Origin of the sequence: Legionella sp. PATHC039 (assembly GCF_026191275.1) — a bacterium.
In the GTDB taxonomy this organism is placed as follows: domain Bacteria; phylum Pseudomonadota; class Gammaproteobacteria; order Legionellales; family Legionellaceae; genus Legionella; species Legionella pneumophila.
The window spans coordinates 891,042-909,299 of sequence record NZ_JAPHOP010000001.1 but is presented as its reverse complement, the minus strand read 5'-3'; the positions used below and the strand labels follow the sequence as shown (position 1 = coordinate 909,299).

Genomic DNA, 18,258 nt, shown 5'->3' with positions numbered 1-18,258 from the left:
CTCATCTATTGTTCAAACAACTTGGCGTGAATACCTCTTCCCAGTAATTCGAGGAAGATTTTCCATGTCTATTCCAAAAATACGGGAGCAATTTACTTTTGTACAAACTTGAGGAACTTGGAGTTCTGCTTGCTGTTAATTCTGGAAGCTGAAAGCGTTTGACTGTAGCAATAGACTGCCTATTGAATCTGTACTTGATAATACTATAGGTTTTTTCGAGATACTCAGGGAGCGTTCTTGGCGTTGCTTTTTGTTCTTTGACTATCAATCCTACCAAATTAGCGCGTTGCTCAAGTTGGTTTCGCATGTTAACTTGTATTTGTTTTAATTGTTTTCCAGTGAATCTAACCTCCTCCATCAGCTGTATCAGATATCCTCTACGCTCCATCATTTTTTTTGGTATTTGTTGCTTATTTTTCAATAATTCAGAAATGACATCAATCGCTCCTGGAGTGGCTTCTGTTCTTAAATCACTAATTTTTTTATTCAGATGTTTTAATTGCTTTTTTAAAAGAACTTCCTTGTCCTTTAAGGATTCAAGTGATTCATCTAAAGCTCCAATTGCATGATAGGTAAAAAATAAAGGAGTAAAATCACTTTCACCCTGATGCGTATTCATAAAATGGCGCAAAGTGCCATGATTCCCTATTGGTGAACTTAATTGACATAGTTGATTATAATTATTTCTTACGCTAACAGGTAAGCCATCGATTAACTGTTTGTCTGCAATTAATTGCAAATTAACAAATACCAAAAGAAAGCCTTCATAACAATGATGTCTTAAGAGTAAATCCGATATATTTATCCAGCGTCTGAATGCATTTAATTGAGCGTCAGGGCAAAATTTATGCTGTTGAATGTCATTTTTAAGAAAAAATTCCAGCTCTTGCCTTAACTTGAAATAGCTTTGTTGCCTGGAATTCGATTTTTCTTTTCGTTCAAATCCTGAAATATCATTAAAATCATCCAGAGTAAGCTGTTTCAATTGCTCTCTTAATTTAGTATCAATCAATAGTGCGTAATCTGAGGCAATTTTAGACTCTATAAAACTATACATTAATTGATTTTTCCTGCTGTGAGCTATTGATTTTTGAAATTTTCTATCAGCAATTAGCTTGTCAAACCGTTCTGATGCCAAAGGTTTTTGCCAAAAAAACTGATTGTTCTTTGTCGTCAGACAGGTACGAAAATAATTATGGGACACTCTTGTAAACTCCTTACCAACAATTGATTTGTTAAACTAAGCAAAGTAGTCGACCAATCCTTTGGGTAGATGCTTAGTTAATGAAGTGATTTTATTTTTGTCTTCTGCTGATTGGATAAGATCTATTTCAACATGATGGTTTTTCTGAGAACCTTGGCGGGATCTTGTATCAGTTCCAATATGCACTTCAGATAAGTTTATACCTTGCTGAGCCATCATCTCTCTTAATCTGGGAATCGCTTGATCAACAATTTCTTTTACATAAACACTGTGAGTAGATATGTTAACAGAGGCATTATCTTTTACAACTTTTACATTAATTTCCAAAGGCCCCAATTCTTCAGGATGAATTTTAATTAAGGCACTTTTTACATCTTGATGACCAAGCCAAACAATATGTTCAGATAATTGCTCTGACCATTGTGAATGATTTACATGAATTGGAATTGAAAAATTTTTAGGTACGTAATAATTGGGAACAGCTGAAGGTTGAATATCTGAACCAGCTTTTTGGTTCATTTGAAAGGAACTACCAGGTATTTCAGTGCCCACTTTAGTTACCTCTATTTCAGATCTTATTGCTTCAGTTCCTGGTTCAGCATTCGTTTTAATGTCTTCTAATATCAGGAAAGAATCATTCCCTTTGATTAATTGATGATTTTTCGATGAATCATTCCCCGGTTGATTGATTGCTCCTTTTTGATAAGGGCTAATATTATTTCCATCATAATCTGCTTTTGGAAAACCCGGTTTCAGTTTGCCAGATTCAATAGAAGTGATTTCTGAGTCCCAAATTTTATAAGTCTCATCTGTCTGACTTTCAGGTTTAACTATTGGTGGTTGGAAATTTTCAGAATTAATCCATGTCAAAGCCACATTTTTTTCTAATGTTGATTCAAACTGCCCTTCACATTGATTACCTGATATTTCATTAATAACAGGTAAATCAACGTCATGCCACAATGGATTATCTAATGATTTTTTTTGCTGATTGAATCCTTGAATTTGTTCGTCTTCCTCCACCTCTTTAAATTGCAAATTTTGCAAAACTTTATTATCTGCTGAATTTTGATGTTCATATTCGCATATTGTATCTGAAATGTTTATTGATAACATTTCGGCCATTAGCAGTATAAAAGATTCAGGAGTTAATAAATCACTGTCGCCATCAGAATCTTCATGAAAATTAATCAATTGCTCAGGGTTTAGATCATTTTGAACCGTTGAAGAGGTATCCAATAAGATAGACGAATTGAGTATAAGGTTTTTCAGATCAGACATATCACACTCCCTGTGTTATGATTAACATATAGCAAAACTAATAGCATCTGCAAGCTTACTGAAAAAATAATTAAGGGTTAGTTAAAAAATATTGCATGCATGTAAAACCTCTTAATACTCACTATAACCCCTAAAAAAATAATGCTAGTTTTTTGACATATTTTATAGGGAGAGAAATTTATTATGTATCACTATTTATTCAGCTGCCATAAATCTCAGGAATCTATAGATGGCTTGATTGAACAAGTAAAACAATTACTAAATCATGTGGAAATGGAACAAAAGGCATACTTTTTAAATTTGTTGACTGTCCGTGTTGCCGAATTTCAAAACGCACTTAAATCAGAGGCCTCAAATACTATTAATAAACAACAGATACTTATCCAGTATGAAAGATTTGCAAAAACTTTGCTCATTTGCGTAAAGCAACCTGAACGAACATCCTCTGCAATACACAATTACCATAAAGGATTTTATTATCCTGTTGCTATTCACGATAAAATTAAACCCGATCCCACTATAGAAAATGCAGCTATAGCTACTCTTGGAGTCAGCCTTGCTTTGCTTTTAGGTTCAATACCAACATTCATTTTTAACCCACTCTTTGGTGTTATCATGGTATCACTAGCGGTGACATTGCTGTTACCAAGTGGATTTTATCTACTAATCCCAGATTCTCCAGATACAACAAGCAAAAAAGAAGAAGAAAAAAGGATTTTTATGGAAGGTGCAAAAATCATTAATCCTTATGTTAGAATCGAAGAATTTGATGAACAGCCTGACCTCTCCGCATCATTAATCAAAACATGATTTTGTTGATACTGAATGAAAACTTCCAGAAATTGAGCTATTATTCCTAGAGATTATTAATAATAATGATTTTGGGAGTACTTTATGAAAGTGGGTCAAGACAGTCTATCAACAAAATCACAGTTAACAGTTGATGGAAAAACCTATAATTACTATAGTTTGAAAGAAGCAGAAAATAAACATTTTAAAGGAATTAATCGCCTCCCCTACTCCTTGAAAGTACTTCTCGAGAATTTATTACGTTTTGAGGATGGCAATACAGTAACGACCAAAGACATCAAGGCAATTGCCGACTGGCTCCATAATAAAACATCCCAGCATGAAATAGCATTTAGACCAACTAGAGTCCTGATGCAAGATTTCACTGGTGTTCCCGCAGTAGTAGATTTGGCTGCCATGCGTACTGCCATAGTAAAAATGGGAGGTAATGCAGACAAAATTTCTCCTCTTTCGCCTGTCGATTTGGTCATAGACCACTCAGTCATGGTAGATAAATTTGCTTCAGCTGATGCCCTTGAAGTGAATACCAAAATCGAGATAGAAAGAAATCAGGAGCGCTATGAGTTTTTACGCTGGGGACAAAAAGCTTTTTCCAACTTTCAGGTCGTCCCACCCGGAACAGGGATTTGTCATCAGGTCAACCTGGAGTATTTAGGGAAAACTGTTTGGAATAGTGAAAATGATGGTCAGTTGTATGCCTATCCGGACACTTTGGTCGGCACAGATTCTCACACGACCATGATTAATGGACTAGGTGTTCTGGGCTGGGGAGTCGGTGGTATAGAGGCAGAAGCAGCTATGCTAGGGCAACCTGTATCCATGCTAATCCCCGAAGTAATCGGTTTTAGATTATCAGGTAAACTTAAAGAAGGCATTACTGCAACTGATTTGGTCCTTACCGTTACTCAAATGCTGCGAAAAAAAGGGGTTGTTGGTAAATTTGTTGAATTTTATGGTCCTGGACTTAATGATTTACCTTTGGCAGACAGAGCGACAATTTCCAATATGGCCCCCGAGTATGGCGCAACATGTGGCTTCTTTCCGGTAGACAAGGAAACAATAAAGTACTTGGAATTGACTGGTCGTGACAAGCATACCATTGCCCTTGTTGAAGCTTATGCAAAAGCACAAGGTATGTGGTATGACAAAGACAATGAAGAACCTGTGTTTACTGACTCTTTACATCTGGATTTAAGCAGCGTTGAACCCTCTCTGGCTGGCCCCAAACGCCCCCAAGATAAAGTCAATCTCAGTTCATTACCTGTAGAATTTAACAATTTTTTAATGGAAGTTGGTAAAGAAAAAGAGAAAGAAAAAACCTTTGCTGTTAAAAACAAAGATTTTCAAATGAAACATGGTCATGTAGTCATTGCAGCGATAACCAGCTGTACTAACACCTCTAATCCAAGTGTACTGATGGCAGCAGGACTGGTAGCAAAAAAAGCGATTGAGAAAGGATTACAGCGCAAACCCTGGGTTAAGTCTTCATTGGCACCTGGCTCTAAAGTAGTTACTGACTATTTAAGGCATGCCGGCCTACAAACCTACCTGGATCAACTGGGTTTTAATCTGGTTGGTTACGGCTGTACCACTTGTATAGGTAATTCGGGTCCTTTGCCTGATGATATTTCCCACTGTGTTGCAGAGCATGATCTTGTTGTTTCATCCGTACTGTCTGGTAATAGAAATTTCGAAGGGCGTGTTCACCCGCAAGTCAGAGCCAACTGGCTGGCTTCTCCCCCATTGGTAGTCGCTTATGCTCTATGCGGTACAACTTGCAGCGACTTAAGCAGGGAACCCATTGGGCAAGACAAAGAAGGAAATGATGTTTATCTCAAGGATATCTGGCCATCTAATGAAGAGATTGCTGCTGAAGTCGCTAAAGTAAGCGGTACCATGTTCCGTAAAGAGTATGCTGAAGTATTTAAAGGAGATGCTCATTGGCAAGCCATTCAAACAAGCTCAGGACAAACTTATGAATGGAATCCTGATTCTACATACATACAACACCCCCCATTTTTTGAAAATTTAAGTCTGAAACCAGAACCTCTCAAACCCATCAAGCAGGCTTATGTTTTAGCCCTATTCGGCGATTCAATTACAACGGATCATATTTCACCTGCAGGTTCAATAAAAGCCAGCTCTCCAGCAGGCTTATATTTAAAATCCAAAGGGGTAGATGAGAAAGATTTTAACTCCTATGGATCACGCCGCGGTAACCACGAGGTCATGATGCGAGGCACTTTTGCCAATATACGCATTCGTAATGAAATGACTCCTGGACAAGAAGGTGGCGTCACTCGTTATGTTCCTACTGGAGAAACCATGTCGATTTATGATGCAGCCATGCGTTATCAGGAAAATCAACAAGACTTGGTTATCATTGCTGGTAAAGAATATGGAACAGGCTCTTCTCGCGATTGGGCAGCAAAAGGCACTAATTTGCTTGGTGTTAAAGCAGTGATTACTGAAAGCTTTGAGCGAATCCATCGTTCCAATTTAATTGGCATGGGTATATTGCCATTGCAATTTAAAGAGGGTACTACTCGTAAAACATTAAAATTGGATGGTAGCGAACGCATCAGTATTGAAATCTCTGATAAATTAACCCCGGGCGCGATGGTACCTGTAACTATAGAAAGGCAAGATGGGGACGTTGAGAAGATAGAAACTCTTTGTAGAATTGATACTGCTGACGAGCTCGAATACTATAAAAATGGCGGAATACTTCAGTATGTATTGCGCAAAATAAGCTCTTAACAATTGGGCACATTGCGTGCCCTTCTCCCTTAGAGTGTTGGGTTCACAAAATATCTAGAGACGCATGAACACTGCATCACTAGGCAGCTGAAATCAGAATATCAGTAAAAATTGATACCATAATCAGGAGAAACCCAACAACTTATAAATATTAAGCAGTAATTAAACTGTACAGATAAACTTTTCTTTACTCTGTTAACTTATCATAATACCATTTATACCCCATTCAATACCCGGGTTTATTGCACTCATAAAGGATAAATAATGAATCATTCAAAAAAGGTTCTGAACGTTTTTTCTTTAGTTATGATCAACGTCATTGCTGTAGATAGTTTGAGGACCTTGCCTATTAGCGCAAAACTTGGATTTTCTCTGGTCTTTTATTATATTTTTGCAGCCCTTACCTTTTTTATTCCAGTAGCATTGGTTGCTGCAGAGCTCGCTACCGCCTATCCTAACACCGGTGGAATTTATGTCTGGGTCAGGGAAGCATTCGGGAGACGGGCAGGATTTATCACTATTTGGCTGCAATGGATCTATAACGTGGTTTGGTATCCAACTATGTTAGCTTTTATCGCCGCCACGTTATCCTATTTAATCGCTCCTCATTTGGGGAATAACAAATTTTATTTATTAGGCACAGCACTTACCTTGTTTTGGGTGTTTACTTTTTTAAATTGCTTTGGCATGAAACTATCCAGCATTGTAAGTATTATCGGCGCCTCCATAGGCACACTACTTCCTATGATAGTGATTATTGTCCTGGGCGCAGTTTGGATATTTCAAGATAGACCTGTAGCAGTCAATTACCCCACAACATGGTTACCTGATTTTAGTTCTTTAGGAAATCTGTCTTTATTTTCAGCGGTTTTATTTGGCCTTATAGGAATGGAAATGTCTGCTGTTCATGCTGAAGAAGTAAAAAACCCGCAAAGAGATTATCCAAAAGCACTTTTTTATTCGGCTCTTTTAATTATATCCACCTTATCATTAGGTTCTTTGGCAATTGTTATTGTAGTACCAAACGATAGTTTAAGTGTTGTGTCAGGCCTTGTTGATGCCTACGCCATATTTTTTAATTCCTATAATATGCCGTGGATGACATCAGTGATTGCCGTGTTAATTATTTTAGGAGGCCTCAGTGGCGTTTCAGCCTGGATAATAGGTCCAACCAAAGGATTACTAGTGTCTGCACGCGATGGTTCCTTACCTGCACTGTTTTCCCGTGTCAATAAATACGGCTCGCCGGTAGCCATACTGCTCACTCAAGGCGTTATATTTACTGTATTAAGCACAGTCTTTATTTTACTCGATTCAATTAATGCTGCGTACTGGGTATTAAGCGATTTAAGTGCTCAAATGGCATTGTTGGTATATATCATGATGTTCGCTGCAGCAATTAAATTGCGATACAGCAAGCCCGAACAGCCGCGTGGCTATACTATTCCTGGTGGGAATCTGGTAATGTCTCTTATCTCTGGAATTGGGATTATCTGCTGCATAGCAGCTATGATTGTCGGATTTATCCCCCCTTCACAAATCCCTATAAAGAATGTTTTTCTCTTTGAATGTTTTCTGATTGGCGGCCTTATTCTATTTGTTTTCATTCCCTGGTTATTTGCTAAAAAACACGACGAGCAATTATGTAGTGAAGAATAATTGAGCAAGAAATGTAAGCCCACAAAAAATTTTGTTGGGCTTTTCAAGATGATTCTTAAGAGTTATTAATCAATTGTAATAGATCAGCCCTCATACAAGATCGACCAAATATTGCCGTTCCAGACAGGGGCAGATCTCCTGTAATAAATGCACTTAAGATTTTATTATTCTCTTAAGTGAATTTCTAATACTGCTAACCCTCTTCCGGGATAGACATTAAACTGGCATTACCTCCTGCCGCAGTTGTATCAACTGTATAGGTACGCTCATGGCAAAGTCGAATCAAATAGTTAGGGCCTCCAGCCTTGGGTCCTGTACCAGATAACCCTTCACCACCAAAAGGCTGTAGACCTACTACTGCGCCAATCATATTACGATTTACATAACAGTTCCCTGCGTGAACCCTTTGCCTAATGTAGTCAACTGTTTCATTAATTCGGCTGTGTATTCCCAGTGTTAAACCATAGCCAGTTTGATTGATTTGATTAATTACCTTATCCAGATCTTTTCTCTTAAACTGAATCACATGCAAAATTGGCCCAAATACTTCTTTTTCCAAAGCGCTGATACTATCAATTGCAATAGCTGTTGGCGGCATGAAATATCCTGATAAAGCTTCATCGTCAACAGTGCATTGATATAATATTTCATGATGTTTTCTCATGTTTTCGACATGATTTTTCAATATAGATAATGCTTCCTTGTCTATAACAGGGCCAACATCGGTTGATAACCATTGAGGATCCCCTACGACTAGCTCAGCCATGGCACCTTTTAATAGCTCTACAGTTCTTGGATACACTTCCTCTTGCACATACAATACCCTAAGTGCCGAGCATCGCTGCCCCGCGCTGCCAAAGGCAGAAGTGACAGCATCAACAACCACTTGTTCCAATAATGCCGAAGAATCGACAATCATTGCATTTTGACCACCTGTTTCAGCAATTAGAGGAATGATTTCACCACCTCGAGTAGCTAGCGTCCGATTAATCAAATTCGCCGTGTCAGTCGAGCCTGTAAATAATACTGCTTTAATTCGTTTATCTGCGACCAAAGCAGCGCCAATAGTCTCTCCAGCGCCTGGAATTAATTGAATTACTCCTTCAGGGATACCGGCCTGATGCATTAACTTCACAGCATAGGCTGCAATTAGTGGCGTTTGTTCTGCCGGTTTCGCAATAACACAATTGCCTGTAACCAGCCCGGCTACGACTTGTCCCGTAAATATAGCCAATGGAAAATTCCAGGGACTGATACACAATATTGTCCCGCGAGGATGCAAACTCAATTCATTTAATTCCCCAGTGTATCCATTAAAGCGTTGAGGGCTACTCATAAGCTCTTGAGCTTTCTTGGCATAGTATCGACAAAAATCAATAGCCTCTCTTACTTCAGCAATGCCATCACTCCAGGTTTTACCAGCTTCCCGACAAGTCAATACCATGAGCTCTGACATATTGGCCTGTAATAAATCTGCAAATCGGTTTAGACAAGAAGCGCGTTCTTCTACCGCTTTCTTGCTCCACGATTCAAAAGCCAATTTTGCTTGATTTAATGCCACCTCTACATCATCAAGTGTGGCTTGCTGCACTGAGCCAATAGCATATGCCGGCTGCTGTGGGGACATAACTGTTTGCAGTAAGTCCATGGATAATTTTCGACCGGCAATCATAGGACTTGCCTGCCATTCTTTTGATTCAATTTTTGCCATTTCCTGCTGCAATAAGGCGCGTTCAAGTCGATTTGTAAAGTCAAGGCCTTTAGAATTTTTTCGTACGGGCAAAAAGATATCCTCTGGCAATGATATATTTTTATTTATTTTATCAAGTAACGATTTTGATTTAGCTACCGGATCCTCCACTAACTCGCTAATAGGTGCCTTATCATCAACTATGCGATTGACAAAAGATGAGTTTGCTCCATTTTCCAGTAATCGTCGAACTAAATACGGTAATAAATCCTCATGGCTACCAACTGGTGCATAAATACGGCATGGAATACCATAACAATTTGCTGGAACAATCTGTTCATAAAGTTCATTACCCATACCATGCAGACATTGAAATTCAAAATCTCTATAACCTCCTACCAAATTAAGAATCATTGCTACAGAATAAGCATTATGTGTGGCAAATTGTGGATAAATGGCATCGGTCATAGTCAGGATTTTTTTTGCGCAAGCCTGAAATGACACATCAGTAAATACTTTACGGGTAAAAACCGGGTATTCAGAAAAGCCTTGCATTTGCGTTTTTTTGATTTCACTATCCCAATAGGCTCCTTTAATCAATCTGACCATAATACGCCGCTGCTTACTTCTTGCTAAAGCAGCAACCCAATCCAAGACATAAAAAGCTCTTTTTTGATAGGATTGAACGGCCAAACCGAACCCATTCCATCCCTGTAAACTCTCATCAGTAAACACTTTCTCTATCACATCAAGTGAAAGATCTAAACGCTCTGACTCCTCGGCGTCAATTGTCAAAGCAATACCATAATCTTTTGCTAAACGAGACAAGGCTAATAATTTGGGGGGTAATTCTGCCATGACACGCTCATACTGAAACTCGCTATATCGTGGATGTAAGGCAGAAAGTTTGATGGAAATACCAGGGCGTCTATATACATCTGAATGTTTATCAGCTTTCTCTCCAATTGAAATGATTGCTTCCTTGTAGGCTTCAAAATATCTTGCAGCATCAGCAGATGTTAAGGCAGCTTCACCAAGCATATCGTAAGAATATCTGTATCCCCTGTCTTCCTTTTTTTTCGCTCGAGCTAACGCTTCATTAATGGTACGTCCCATCACAAATTGTTTGCTCATAATCCGCATGGCTTTATCCACTGCTTTTCTAACAACAGCCTCACTACTTCGATTAACCAATTTTAGTAAAGCTTTGGTTAATGTATTTTCAGCTTTTTCAGGAGTTAAAACTTTACCAGTTAGCATTAAAGCCCAAGTAGTAGCATTTACAAAAAATGATTCACTCTGTCCACGATGTGCCCTCCAATCACCACCAGCTAATTTATCTTTAATCAAGTTATCTATGGTGGCATTATCAGGGACGCGTAATAATGCTTCTGCCAGACACATTAAGGCAATTCCCTCATCACTTGATAAGGCATACTCCGTTAAAAAAGAATCTATTCCGGTGCTTTTCTTTCTCTCACTCCGAACTGATTGAACCAATTTTGTAGCACTGGTTTTAATTGCCATCATTTGCTGAGGATCAAGTGCTGCCTGTTCACTAAGCTCTGTAATTAAAGAAAGCTCATCCATGCGATAAGCTTTATTAATAGCAGCTCTTAATCCTTCCGGTAAATGAATGGACTGCTTTTCCAGCATAATGTTCTCCAAGGCTAAATTGGTAATTGAAAAAAATAGTTATTAAATTTTTACCATATAACACAAAAATTAAATTCATTATTATAACAATGAAAAAATCCGGTTATGATATCTTACACTGACTTATTTGCCATGCCCCTCTCTACTACAAGGCAATATTTCAAATATAAATCATAGTATCGAGCAAAAAATTGGGCTATATAAAATCAATGCATCACCCCCCTTTTTGTGGCATATTATATGACGACAATCCTGTTCGACAAAGCAAAAACATGCTTTTTAACGCAGAAAAACAGAATTGAATTTAAACAAAAAGATCTAATTGCAATCAAAAAGATGTTTTTTTGATTATACATATAGATTTGTTAGCAAACATATTGTATATATTTTTATCAAATTTCTTTTTCAGCCTGTAATTAACCTCATGATATGATTAATATTTTTACCTAATGGGCAACTTAAACCCTTATAAATTTACAATTAACTTATTTGTTAATATAATCACCATCTTTTGTAATAACCAATAATGGTGATTTAACAAGAAGAAAGGAGCAGTATGAATACATTATTTACTCTAATCTCAACTGTACTACTAACAAGTAATATCACATCCAGCACTCCATTATTTGCCAAGCCTGGAACAGACATTAACACCCAGGTACAACATCTTAGCCACAAGGCCCCTCAATTAAACAAGAAAGTATTAAAGCTTGCTTTAACGGCCTATAAAAATGCGAGTAAGAGAGGAGCAGTTAAAAAGCCTGTCCTCACAGTAATTGATTATTCCTTGCCTTCAAATAAGCAACGTATGTGGGTATTCGATCTTCGTAATGAACGTCTATTATACAATACGTACGTAGCCCATGGTAAAAATTCGGGAGTTAATGTTGCACGGAGTTTTTCTAACAGAGAGTCCAGCAAACAATCCAGCTTAGGTACCTATATCACAAAAAACACCTATATCGGACACAAAGGCTACTCCTTGAACCTCCAAGGCCTGGATAGAGGCTTTAATGATAATGCATACAATAGACGTGTTGTGATACATGGCGCGTGGTATGTTGAACCTGAATTTATTAAAAAGGCAGGTCGCGCTGGTTTATCCTGGGGCTGCCCGGCTATAGCACAAACCTTGGCAAAACCGGTGATAAATACCATTAAAAATGGTTCGGTTGTTTTTGCTTATTACCCTGATAAAAAGTTTTTATCTCACTCAGGTTATCTTGTAGCATAAAAAAGTAAGCCAGGGACTCAGCCCTGGCTTTTCGCAGTCATCCGTATAAGAACTTGCGTTCTTATTGTCATCCTGACAAATCAGATCCATCTAATTGCAAATCCATTTGCACGACTCATATCCATATAAGTCTTGATTAAAATTTAGCAATTGAATAGGGGAAGCGCAAGGTGTTAAATCACACCTTCACTCAATACTATTTTCAGATCAGAAATAGTCTTATATATTTATTTTATTAATAATCAATAACTTACCTGCTTATGTAAGAATTATTGCCAGGTAAACAGAATAATTTCTTCTATGGAATTGAGAAATTTCTTACATCAATTACAGCTTAAATTACGTCATTTTATCTTTTTAGAGCAATATGCTGCTTGATTATGTCATAAGATATGGTAGTTTATTTACGATGAAATGTAGCGGGGTATGATTATGAACCAACAACTAAATGCAACCAAGAAAGATAAGCTTCAAGTAATCGATTGGCTTATTGAAAATTTTCCTAATGCATTTTTTAAAAAAGGAAACCAGGTCAAACCGCTCAAAATTGGAATATTTGATGATCTAATTGATTTTTATGAGCGACTGGATACTCCGCCTTTTAGTAAAAAATCGTTAAGAGAAGCATTAAGCTATTACAGTGCTTCTCCAGCTTACTTAAGCTGTCAAAAACCTGATACAGCACGTGTAGATATTTATGGTAATGAAGTCGATGTAGTTACGCCAGAGCAGGCCAAGTATGCTTATCAGCGTTATCAGGAGCGCTATGGCAATAAAAAAAGCCAAGAGTTAAAATAGCGCGGAAAAGCCACATTTGGATTTGTTTTATTTTAGGACCATAATGTAATTAATGCTTACATCAGAAACCAGAGTGGTCTTCCTAAGGAAAGGATTATAGCATAGGCCTTTCATATCAATGAGATTTAAATCGTAAAGGCGTGCCATTTTAACTAACTCACTGGGTTTAATGAATTTATCATAATCGTGTGTTTGCCTGGGTAACAAATTAAGCACATACTCCGCAGCAATAATAGCGCCGAGATAAGCTTTTAACGTTCTGCTAATAGTTGATAAAAATAATAGCCCATTTGGTTTTAATAAACGCCTGCAATGTTGTAAAACCAACTCAGGGTTTTGTACGTGTTCCAATAACTCCATACAAGTTATTACATCAAAACCTTGCTCCTCATACTCTTCAATAGGATTGCAAAAATAATCAATCTGCAACTGGTTTTTATGAGCATGTTCTTTGGCAATTTGAATAGCTTCTGGTTCTGCATCTAATCCACTCACATAAGCTCCTGCCTTGGCCATAGATTCACAGAGTATCCCGCCACCGCAACCGACATCCAACACCCTCAGCCCCTTTAGATTAATGTGCTCTGAAATAAACTCAAAACGAGCGCCATTGATATCATGCAAAGTTCTGAGAGGACCATTAGTATCCCACCAATCATTTGCAAGTTGGGCAAATTTATGTACTTCTTCAATAGCAATAGTCGATTCAATTTGATTCATAAGACAATAAATCCATTGGTTTAAAGAATTCTATAACACGTTGATTAGTAATAAAGCTTACATTATATGGGTGTTCTGAAACCAGTCCTATCAATAATTTATTTGCGGGTATTTTCTCAGCAATTTTACCAAATAAGATTAATTGCACATCAGGCTTCCTGATAGCCAATTGCTCAAATAAATTTTGCATAAATGGCTTCCAATGACGCGCGTGATACGGAACCTTACCTTTACTGTATATCAGGGAAGCGTTCAATAATAAAATTCCCTTTTTCATCATTCCTTTAAAAAAATCTTCCGCAGTTTGTACCAGACATGATTTATTTATTTTGGCGATCGCTTCTTGCGAGGTATTTCCATGCAAATCACCCCGAGCGATCAATAACGTTTTAATCCAGTTGCGCAGTGAGGTTGCTCGATTAACCTCCTTACTTAGTCCTGTGGAGCTCCACAATAAACCTACAGAATTATCCCAAAAAGCATACCCATTAGCAGAAATTTTGCGTGGGTATGGAGACTCGCCTAAAAGAATATATTGTGTCTGGCTCAAAGGCAGGCTAAAAGCAGAAAACAGTTGATTTAGCCCAGGTAACCAATGGCTATCCTCTTGTATTTGTTTTAAGTAATCACTATCCATTGTATTCAATGCTTTCATCAGAATCTCTTTCCATTCCTCATGGCATCCAACCAATAAATTCTCATACATCTTAATTTTTACCCTTCCGTCATGATAATTAAATTTTCAAATTGAGGTATTTTGATAATTACCTATGTTTTTAAACCAGGTTTTCAGCCACTTTAACACTATTCTTAGACCATGAGAAATTGTCTTATTTTAACATCTGGAAATAAACCCCACGTTGGCCAATAGCTTATCTGTTGATTGCAGCGATTTTCTTGCCATATCCATCGTGGTGTGTTGCCTGAATATTCAAATTACACTAACATCATTTAAAAATGATAATCTGGAGTGATTATGTTTTTGGCCAACTGCAATATCGAGGAATTAGTTACAGAAGATATAAAACAATTTCTAGCGGATGAAGAGTTGTCTTTCTCTGGCTTAAAAGATTTAATTCTGAGTAAAGCCCCAATTCCCTGGATTCACTCCTCTGTAACAGCCACTCTGCTTAAATCCAGAGACTCTGATAAAACAGAATTAAAAAAAAACCTTGAACAACAATCTTATAAAGCTCAACTGGCTGAAGACAAGATTCAAAAAGAGCAGGATGATGCTGAAGCATTAAAAGATAAAAAATTAAAGGAAGTTTTAACTCGTGAATTAAACCACATCCCAACTCAAATCAGTGAACAGCAAACGGAACTCAGATTACTTCATTATAAACTAGAGCGACTCTTTGAAAGCCAAACTAAAGTCGATATGACTCAACATGCTGATTCTCCTATGAAAAAGATAAAGCCGTCCTCCAGTCACTCTGCGTCGATTGAGCGCCTGCAAAGATCTATTAATGAGCGTGAGATTAAAATTCAATCACTTTTTGAACAGGAAGTTAACAACAAGATAAAATTAAACGAAATTGAAAAGCGTGCCAGTGTACGCTCACAACATCACACTAAAAGGGTTAAACGCGCTCAGGCAAGAATTGGATACAATAGTACTGGAGAGGATATTCTCAGTACATTATCAGGGAAAAATCAATCCATTTTGTTGCGCAGTATTCAAAAACAACATCATGCTCTTGAAAAAAAATGCAGTGATCTCATTCAGGAAGCTGATCAGATTAATTACCCATTATTTCTTGAGGAACTTCAAAAGTATTTAAATAAAAAAAAGCATACTTTATCTTCTCAAGAGGTCGATGCATTAAAGTCTGTTATAAAATATATAAAGCAACACTTGGAATTTGAGCATGAGGTAATCAATACACAATCCAGTCTCCATATTAAAAAGCAATCCATCAGTTCCCAGATTGTAAAATTACGAGAATTACAAAATAAACTAAAAACCTTAAAAAACAATAACCCCAATTTGACAGCGGCAAATGAAGAATTAGTTTCACGTAATTTGGAATTAACGGCCATGAAAGAGCATCATGCTGACCTACGTCATCGCTTGGGCACACCCGCATTACTTTTATTTGGATTAACTTTTCTATTTTCAATTCCTCTTATTTTAACCATAAGCGGAGTAATTCCTTTTTTCATTGCGCCTGCGTTGCTTTATATTTTGGTCTCAGCGCCTCCAACCATCTTGCTGCTATCAACTCTTGGTGTTGGCATAGCAGCTATCGTTTTCAGCTTCAAAATGCATTCCAATGAATCAGCTATTAAATCCAATTTGCAAACGATTGAAACAAACTCTAATCAAATGAGCCGAAATTCCCAAAATTTAAAATCATTGGAAACGCTTACCATCCCCACTCTGGATATGCAAATCAAAAAAGATGAAAATTTAAGAGATCAATTAATGCTTTCTTTACAAAAACAGCAACGTCAAGCTGCCCAGGCATTCCAGAAAGCAAAAGAGGTAGAGTGCCTATCCTATGCTACCTCTTCACTTTTAAATTCCGGCAATACCCAATCCAGTGATCCATCATTATCCACGCATTCAGAAGAGAGCGACGAAGGGCTAAATGACTCGAATGACTCTCTGCAAGCGCTGGAAGAAGAAACAGTTAATGAGATAGCGTAAATTGCCTTTCTGTCAATAAAATTTCAATGGAGCAAGACTGAGTATTAACCCCCTGTAATAAAACTGCTAGTCCCAATATTGATAAATTAGTCTTTATGATCTAAAATGCGACAAATTGATTATTGGGAGCAATCTATGTCACTTGCTACTTATGATGTAAAACAGGAACTCGTCAAGCTTACCCAGAATTTTTTCTCTATTGATCATCAATTTTCTGAATTAAAAAATTTATTAACCGATAAAAAAACCATTCCATGGATCCATAATCAAATAGTTGATCAGTTATCTCAAATTAAAAAATCAGACGAAATAGCTATGATTGCGCGGTTAGAAAAAAGCGCTTACGAACAACAAATGAAAGAAGATGACGATGAAAAAAATCGAGATGTTGAAGAGTTACGCCAAGATCTTCTCCAAAGGAATCATTTGACAAGACAACTCGAGATCTTGCGAGTCCGCAAAGAGCAATATGAAAGAGAGTTGCTCATCCGCAATACAGTACCCAATGTCCATACTCATCCGGACACTCCGGTCGTTCATCAACATCCTTCTCAACCAATATCTGCATCCTTGCTAAACCCTAATACTCACGTACACACTCATCTTGAAGCCACTTTAAATAGCCAGGATATTGGGCTGAGTATTCAGAGAATTAACAGAAGAATTTCAGAGATAAATAAAGAAATGGAAATTCTCGACTCAAGAAATAATGCAAGAGAAATTCGCAGAGGCGATAGAGAAAAACGCCTTCAAGCACGCCTTAATTATGTTCAAAAAACAGCAGGTGTTGTCAACACTCTATCTCCTGACAATCAGAAAAAACTGTTATCCAATATTGAGAAAGAAAAAAAATCACTCACACAACAACATTCCTCCTTGCTTCTGAAAGCAGATCAATTAAATTACTCCATCTTTCTTGAGCAATTTGAATTGTCTTTGCAAATTATGCAAAGTCCTTTTCAAGAAGTAGACGCATTGCAAACGATTGTAAAAAGGATGAAAGGGCATTTAAATTACAAAGAAAAATCGGCATCGATTCAATCCCGATTAGATAATACAGTGCTTACTATTGGTGAAAATTTAAAAAGATTAACGAGACTTAATTCTCAATTGAGTTCCTTACAGCTTGCTAATCCTGATTTAACAAGGAGGAATGAGCGTCTGGAAGAACAAAACAGAGAACTCCTTGAATCGTATAATAGCCATATAAAAACACGAAATAAACTGTTTTTCCCGACTCTCGTTTTATCTGGATTGTCCTTGCTCTTTTCTATTCCATTGATATTAACTCTAACTGGGATCATCCCTTATGGTATTCCACCAGCTGTATTGTTAACTTTGGTTATTGCTCCCCCTGCACTGTTATTGCTTGCTGGACTTGGTGTCGGTATTGCCACAATCACTTATGCTGCGAAAGCTTACTTCAATAATTCTACGATTGAATCCAACAAGGAAAAAATAGAGAGTAATAGGCGGCAAATGGGAACAAACCAAAAGGAAATTTACACCCTGGAAAATCAAACAATTCCTAATCTTAAAAAAGAGCTATTACAAAATGAAGGAATTCAAAATCGCCTAACTGATGAATTACATTATTTTGAAAGCTTGGCTGAGCAAGCATTAAAGCAGGCGAAAGAAGTAGAGCCACATGCCTACCCATATAGGCCATTTTTTAACTCCGAAGTTGCTGTTCATCAACATCCTTCTGTAGACAATGGTATAGTAACCCCTAGCGCTCCCCCGCTCGATCCCCTCTATCCTACCATTCGACATTAATTTCCAGCCTGGGTTAT

General features: G+C 37.5%; 12 protein-coding genes. 7 read left to right on the top strand and 5 right to left on the bottom strand.

What is annotated here, in order from left to right; translation table 11 throughout:
• Position 1 precedes the first annotated feature (1 nt).
• On the bottom strand, positions 2-1,204 hold the full coding sequence (gene mavA, locus OQI99_RS04130) for a Dot/Icm T4SS effector MavA (RefSeq protein WP_265731346.1): 1,203 nt from the start codon (positions 1,202-1,204) through the stop codon (positions 2-4).
• 36 nt (positions 1,205-1,240) lie between these two features.
• Positions 1,241-2,485 (bottom strand): flagellar hook-length control protein FliK, encoded by a 1,245-nt coding sequence (locus OQI99_RS04125; RefSeq protein WP_265731345.1) that lies wholly within the window; start codon positions 2,483-2,485, stop codon positions 1,241-1,243.
• Positions 2,486-2,668: 183 nt separating this feature from the next.
• On the opposite strand from OQI99_RS04125, the gene OQI99_RS04120 reads away from it, so the two are divergent.
• The 3 genes from OQI99_RS04120 (at position 2,669) to OQI99_RS04110 (ending at position 7,714) form a co-directional block, all read left to right on the top strand.
• Positions 2,669-3,295: a lpg1689 family Dot/Icm T4SS effector gene (locus tag OQI99_RS04120; protein ID WP_061512594.1), complete on the top strand. Its 627-nt coding sequence runs from the start codon at positions 2,669-2,671 to the stop codon at positions 3,293-3,295.
• Positions 3,296-3,379: 84 nt separating this feature from the next.
• On the top strand, positions 3,380-6,055 hold the full coding sequence (gene acnA / locus OQI99_RS04115) for an aconitate hydratase AcnA (RefSeq protein WP_265731344.1): 2,676 nt from the start codon (positions 3,380-3,382) through the stop codon (positions 6,053-6,055).
• A gap of 264 nt (positions 6,056-6,319) precedes the next feature.
• Positions 6,320-7,714 carry an APC family permease gene (locus OQI99_RS04110; protein WP_010947418.1) on the top strand — a complete coding sequence of 465 codons (1,395 nt, stop codon included), beginning with the start codon at positions 6,320-6,322 and terminating at the stop codon, positions 7,712-7,714.
• Between the two features lie 193 nt (positions 7,715-7,907).
• On the opposite strand, the gene putA is transcribed toward OQI99_RS04110, so the two are convergent.
• Positions 7,908-11,060, bottom strand: a complete 3,153-nt coding sequence (gene putA, locus OQI99_RS04105; protein ID WP_265731343.1) for a bifunctional proline dehydrogenase/L-glutamate gamma-semialdehyde dehydrogenase PutA — start codon at positions 11,058-11,060, stop codon at positions 7,908-7,910.
• A gap of 556 nt (positions 11,061-11,616) precedes the next feature.
• Between putA and OQI99_RS04100 the strand changes: the two genes are divergently transcribed.
• Together OQI99_RS04100 and OQI99_RS04095 are read left to right on the top strand one after the other, a co-directional pair.
• Entirely contained in the window at positions 11,617-12,294 is a 678-nt protein-coding gene (locus OQI99_RS04100; protein ID WP_010947424.1) for a murein L,D-transpeptidase catalytic domain family protein, read from the top strand.
• Positions 12,295-12,720: 426 nt separating this feature from the next.
• Positions 12,721-13,092: a ProQ/FINO family protein gene (locus OQI99_RS04095; protein ID WP_010947425.1), complete on the top strand. Its 372-nt coding sequence runs from the start codon at positions 12,721-12,723 to the stop codon at positions 13,090-13,092.
• 27 nt (positions 13,093-13,119) lie between these two features.
• On the opposite strand, the gene ubiG is transcribed toward OQI99_RS04095, so the two are convergent.
• Both ubiG and OQI99_RS04085 read right to left on the bottom strand, forming a co-directional pair.
• Positions 13,120-13,812 (bottom strand): bifunctional 2-polyprenyl-6-hydroxyphenol methylase/3-demethylubiquinol 3-O-methyltransferase UbiG, encoded by a 693-nt coding sequence (gene ubiG / locus OQI99_RS04090; RefSeq protein ID WP_265731342.1) that lies wholly within the window; start codon positions 13,810-13,812, stop codon positions 13,120-13,122.
• Positions 13,799-14,518, bottom strand: a complete 720-nt coding sequence (locus OQI99_RS04085) for a uracil-DNA glycosylase family protein (protein WP_010947427.1) — start codon at positions 14,516-14,518, stop codon at positions 13,799-13,801. Before OQI99_RS04085 ends, ubiG begins: the two co-directional genes overlap by 14 nt.
• Positions 14,519-14,782: 264 nt before the next feature.
• Here OQI99_RS04085 and legC3 (OQI99_RS04080) point away from each other — a divergent pair, with 264 nt between their 5' ends.
• Positions 14,783-16,465 carry a Dot/Icm type IV secretion system effector LegC3/PpeA gene (gene legC3 / locus OQI99_RS04080; RefSeq protein ID WP_265731341.1) on the top strand — a complete coding sequence of 561 codons (1,683 nt, stop codon included), beginning with the start codon at positions 14,783-14,785 and terminating at the stop codon, positions 16,463-16,465.
• Positions 16,466-16,600: 135 nt separating this feature from the next.
• The gene (gene legC3, locus OQI99_RS04075) at positions 16,601-18,241 is read left to right on the top strand and encodes a Dot/Icm T4SS effector LegC3/PpeA (RefSeq protein WP_265732347.1); all 1,641 of its coding nucleotides are present in this window, start codon (positions 16,601-16,603) and stop codon (positions 18,239-18,241) included.
• Positions 18,242-18,258: the final 17 nt, after the last annotated feature.

Bases quoted from the DNA above. Each gene is read 5' to 3' on its own strand.
- OQI99_RS04125 (WP_265731345.1), bottom strand. From the start codon at position 2,485: ATGTCTGATCTGAAAAACCTTATACTCAATTCGTCTATCTTATTGGAT.
- OQI99_RS04120 (WP_061512594.1), top strand. From the start codon at position 2,669: ATGTATCACTATTTATTCAGCTGCCATAAATCTCAGGAATCTATAGAT.
- acnA (WP_265731344.1), top strand. From the start codon at position 3,380: ATGAAAGTGGGTCAAGACAGTCTATCAACAAAATCACAGTTAACAGTT.
- OQI99_RS04110 (WP_010947418.1), top strand. From the start codon at position 6,320: ATGAATCATTCAAAAAAGGTTCTGAACGTTTTTTCTTTAGTTATGATC.
- putA (WP_265731343.1), bottom strand. From the start codon at position 11,060: ATGCTGGAAAAGCAGTCCATTCATTTACCGGAAGGATTAAGAGCTGCT.
- OQI99_RS04100 (WP_010947424.1), top strand. From the start codon at position 11,617: ATGAATACATTATTTACTCTAATCTCAACTGTACTACTAACAAGTAAT.
- OQI99_RS04095 (WP_010947425.1), top strand. From the start codon at position 12,721: ATGATTATGAACCAACAACTAAATGCAACCAAGAAAGATAAGCTTCAA.
- ubiG (WP_265731342.1), bottom strand. From the start codon at position 13,812: ATGAATCAAATTGAATCGACTATTGCTATTGAAGAAGTACATAAATTT.
- OQI99_RS04085 (WP_010947427.1), bottom strand. From the start codon at position 14,518: ATGTATGAGAATTTATTGGTTGGATGCCATGAGGAATGGAAAGAGATT.
- legC3 (WP_265732347.1), top strand. From the start codon at position 16,601: ATGTCACTTGCTACTTATGATGTAAAACAGGAACTCGTCAAGCTTACC.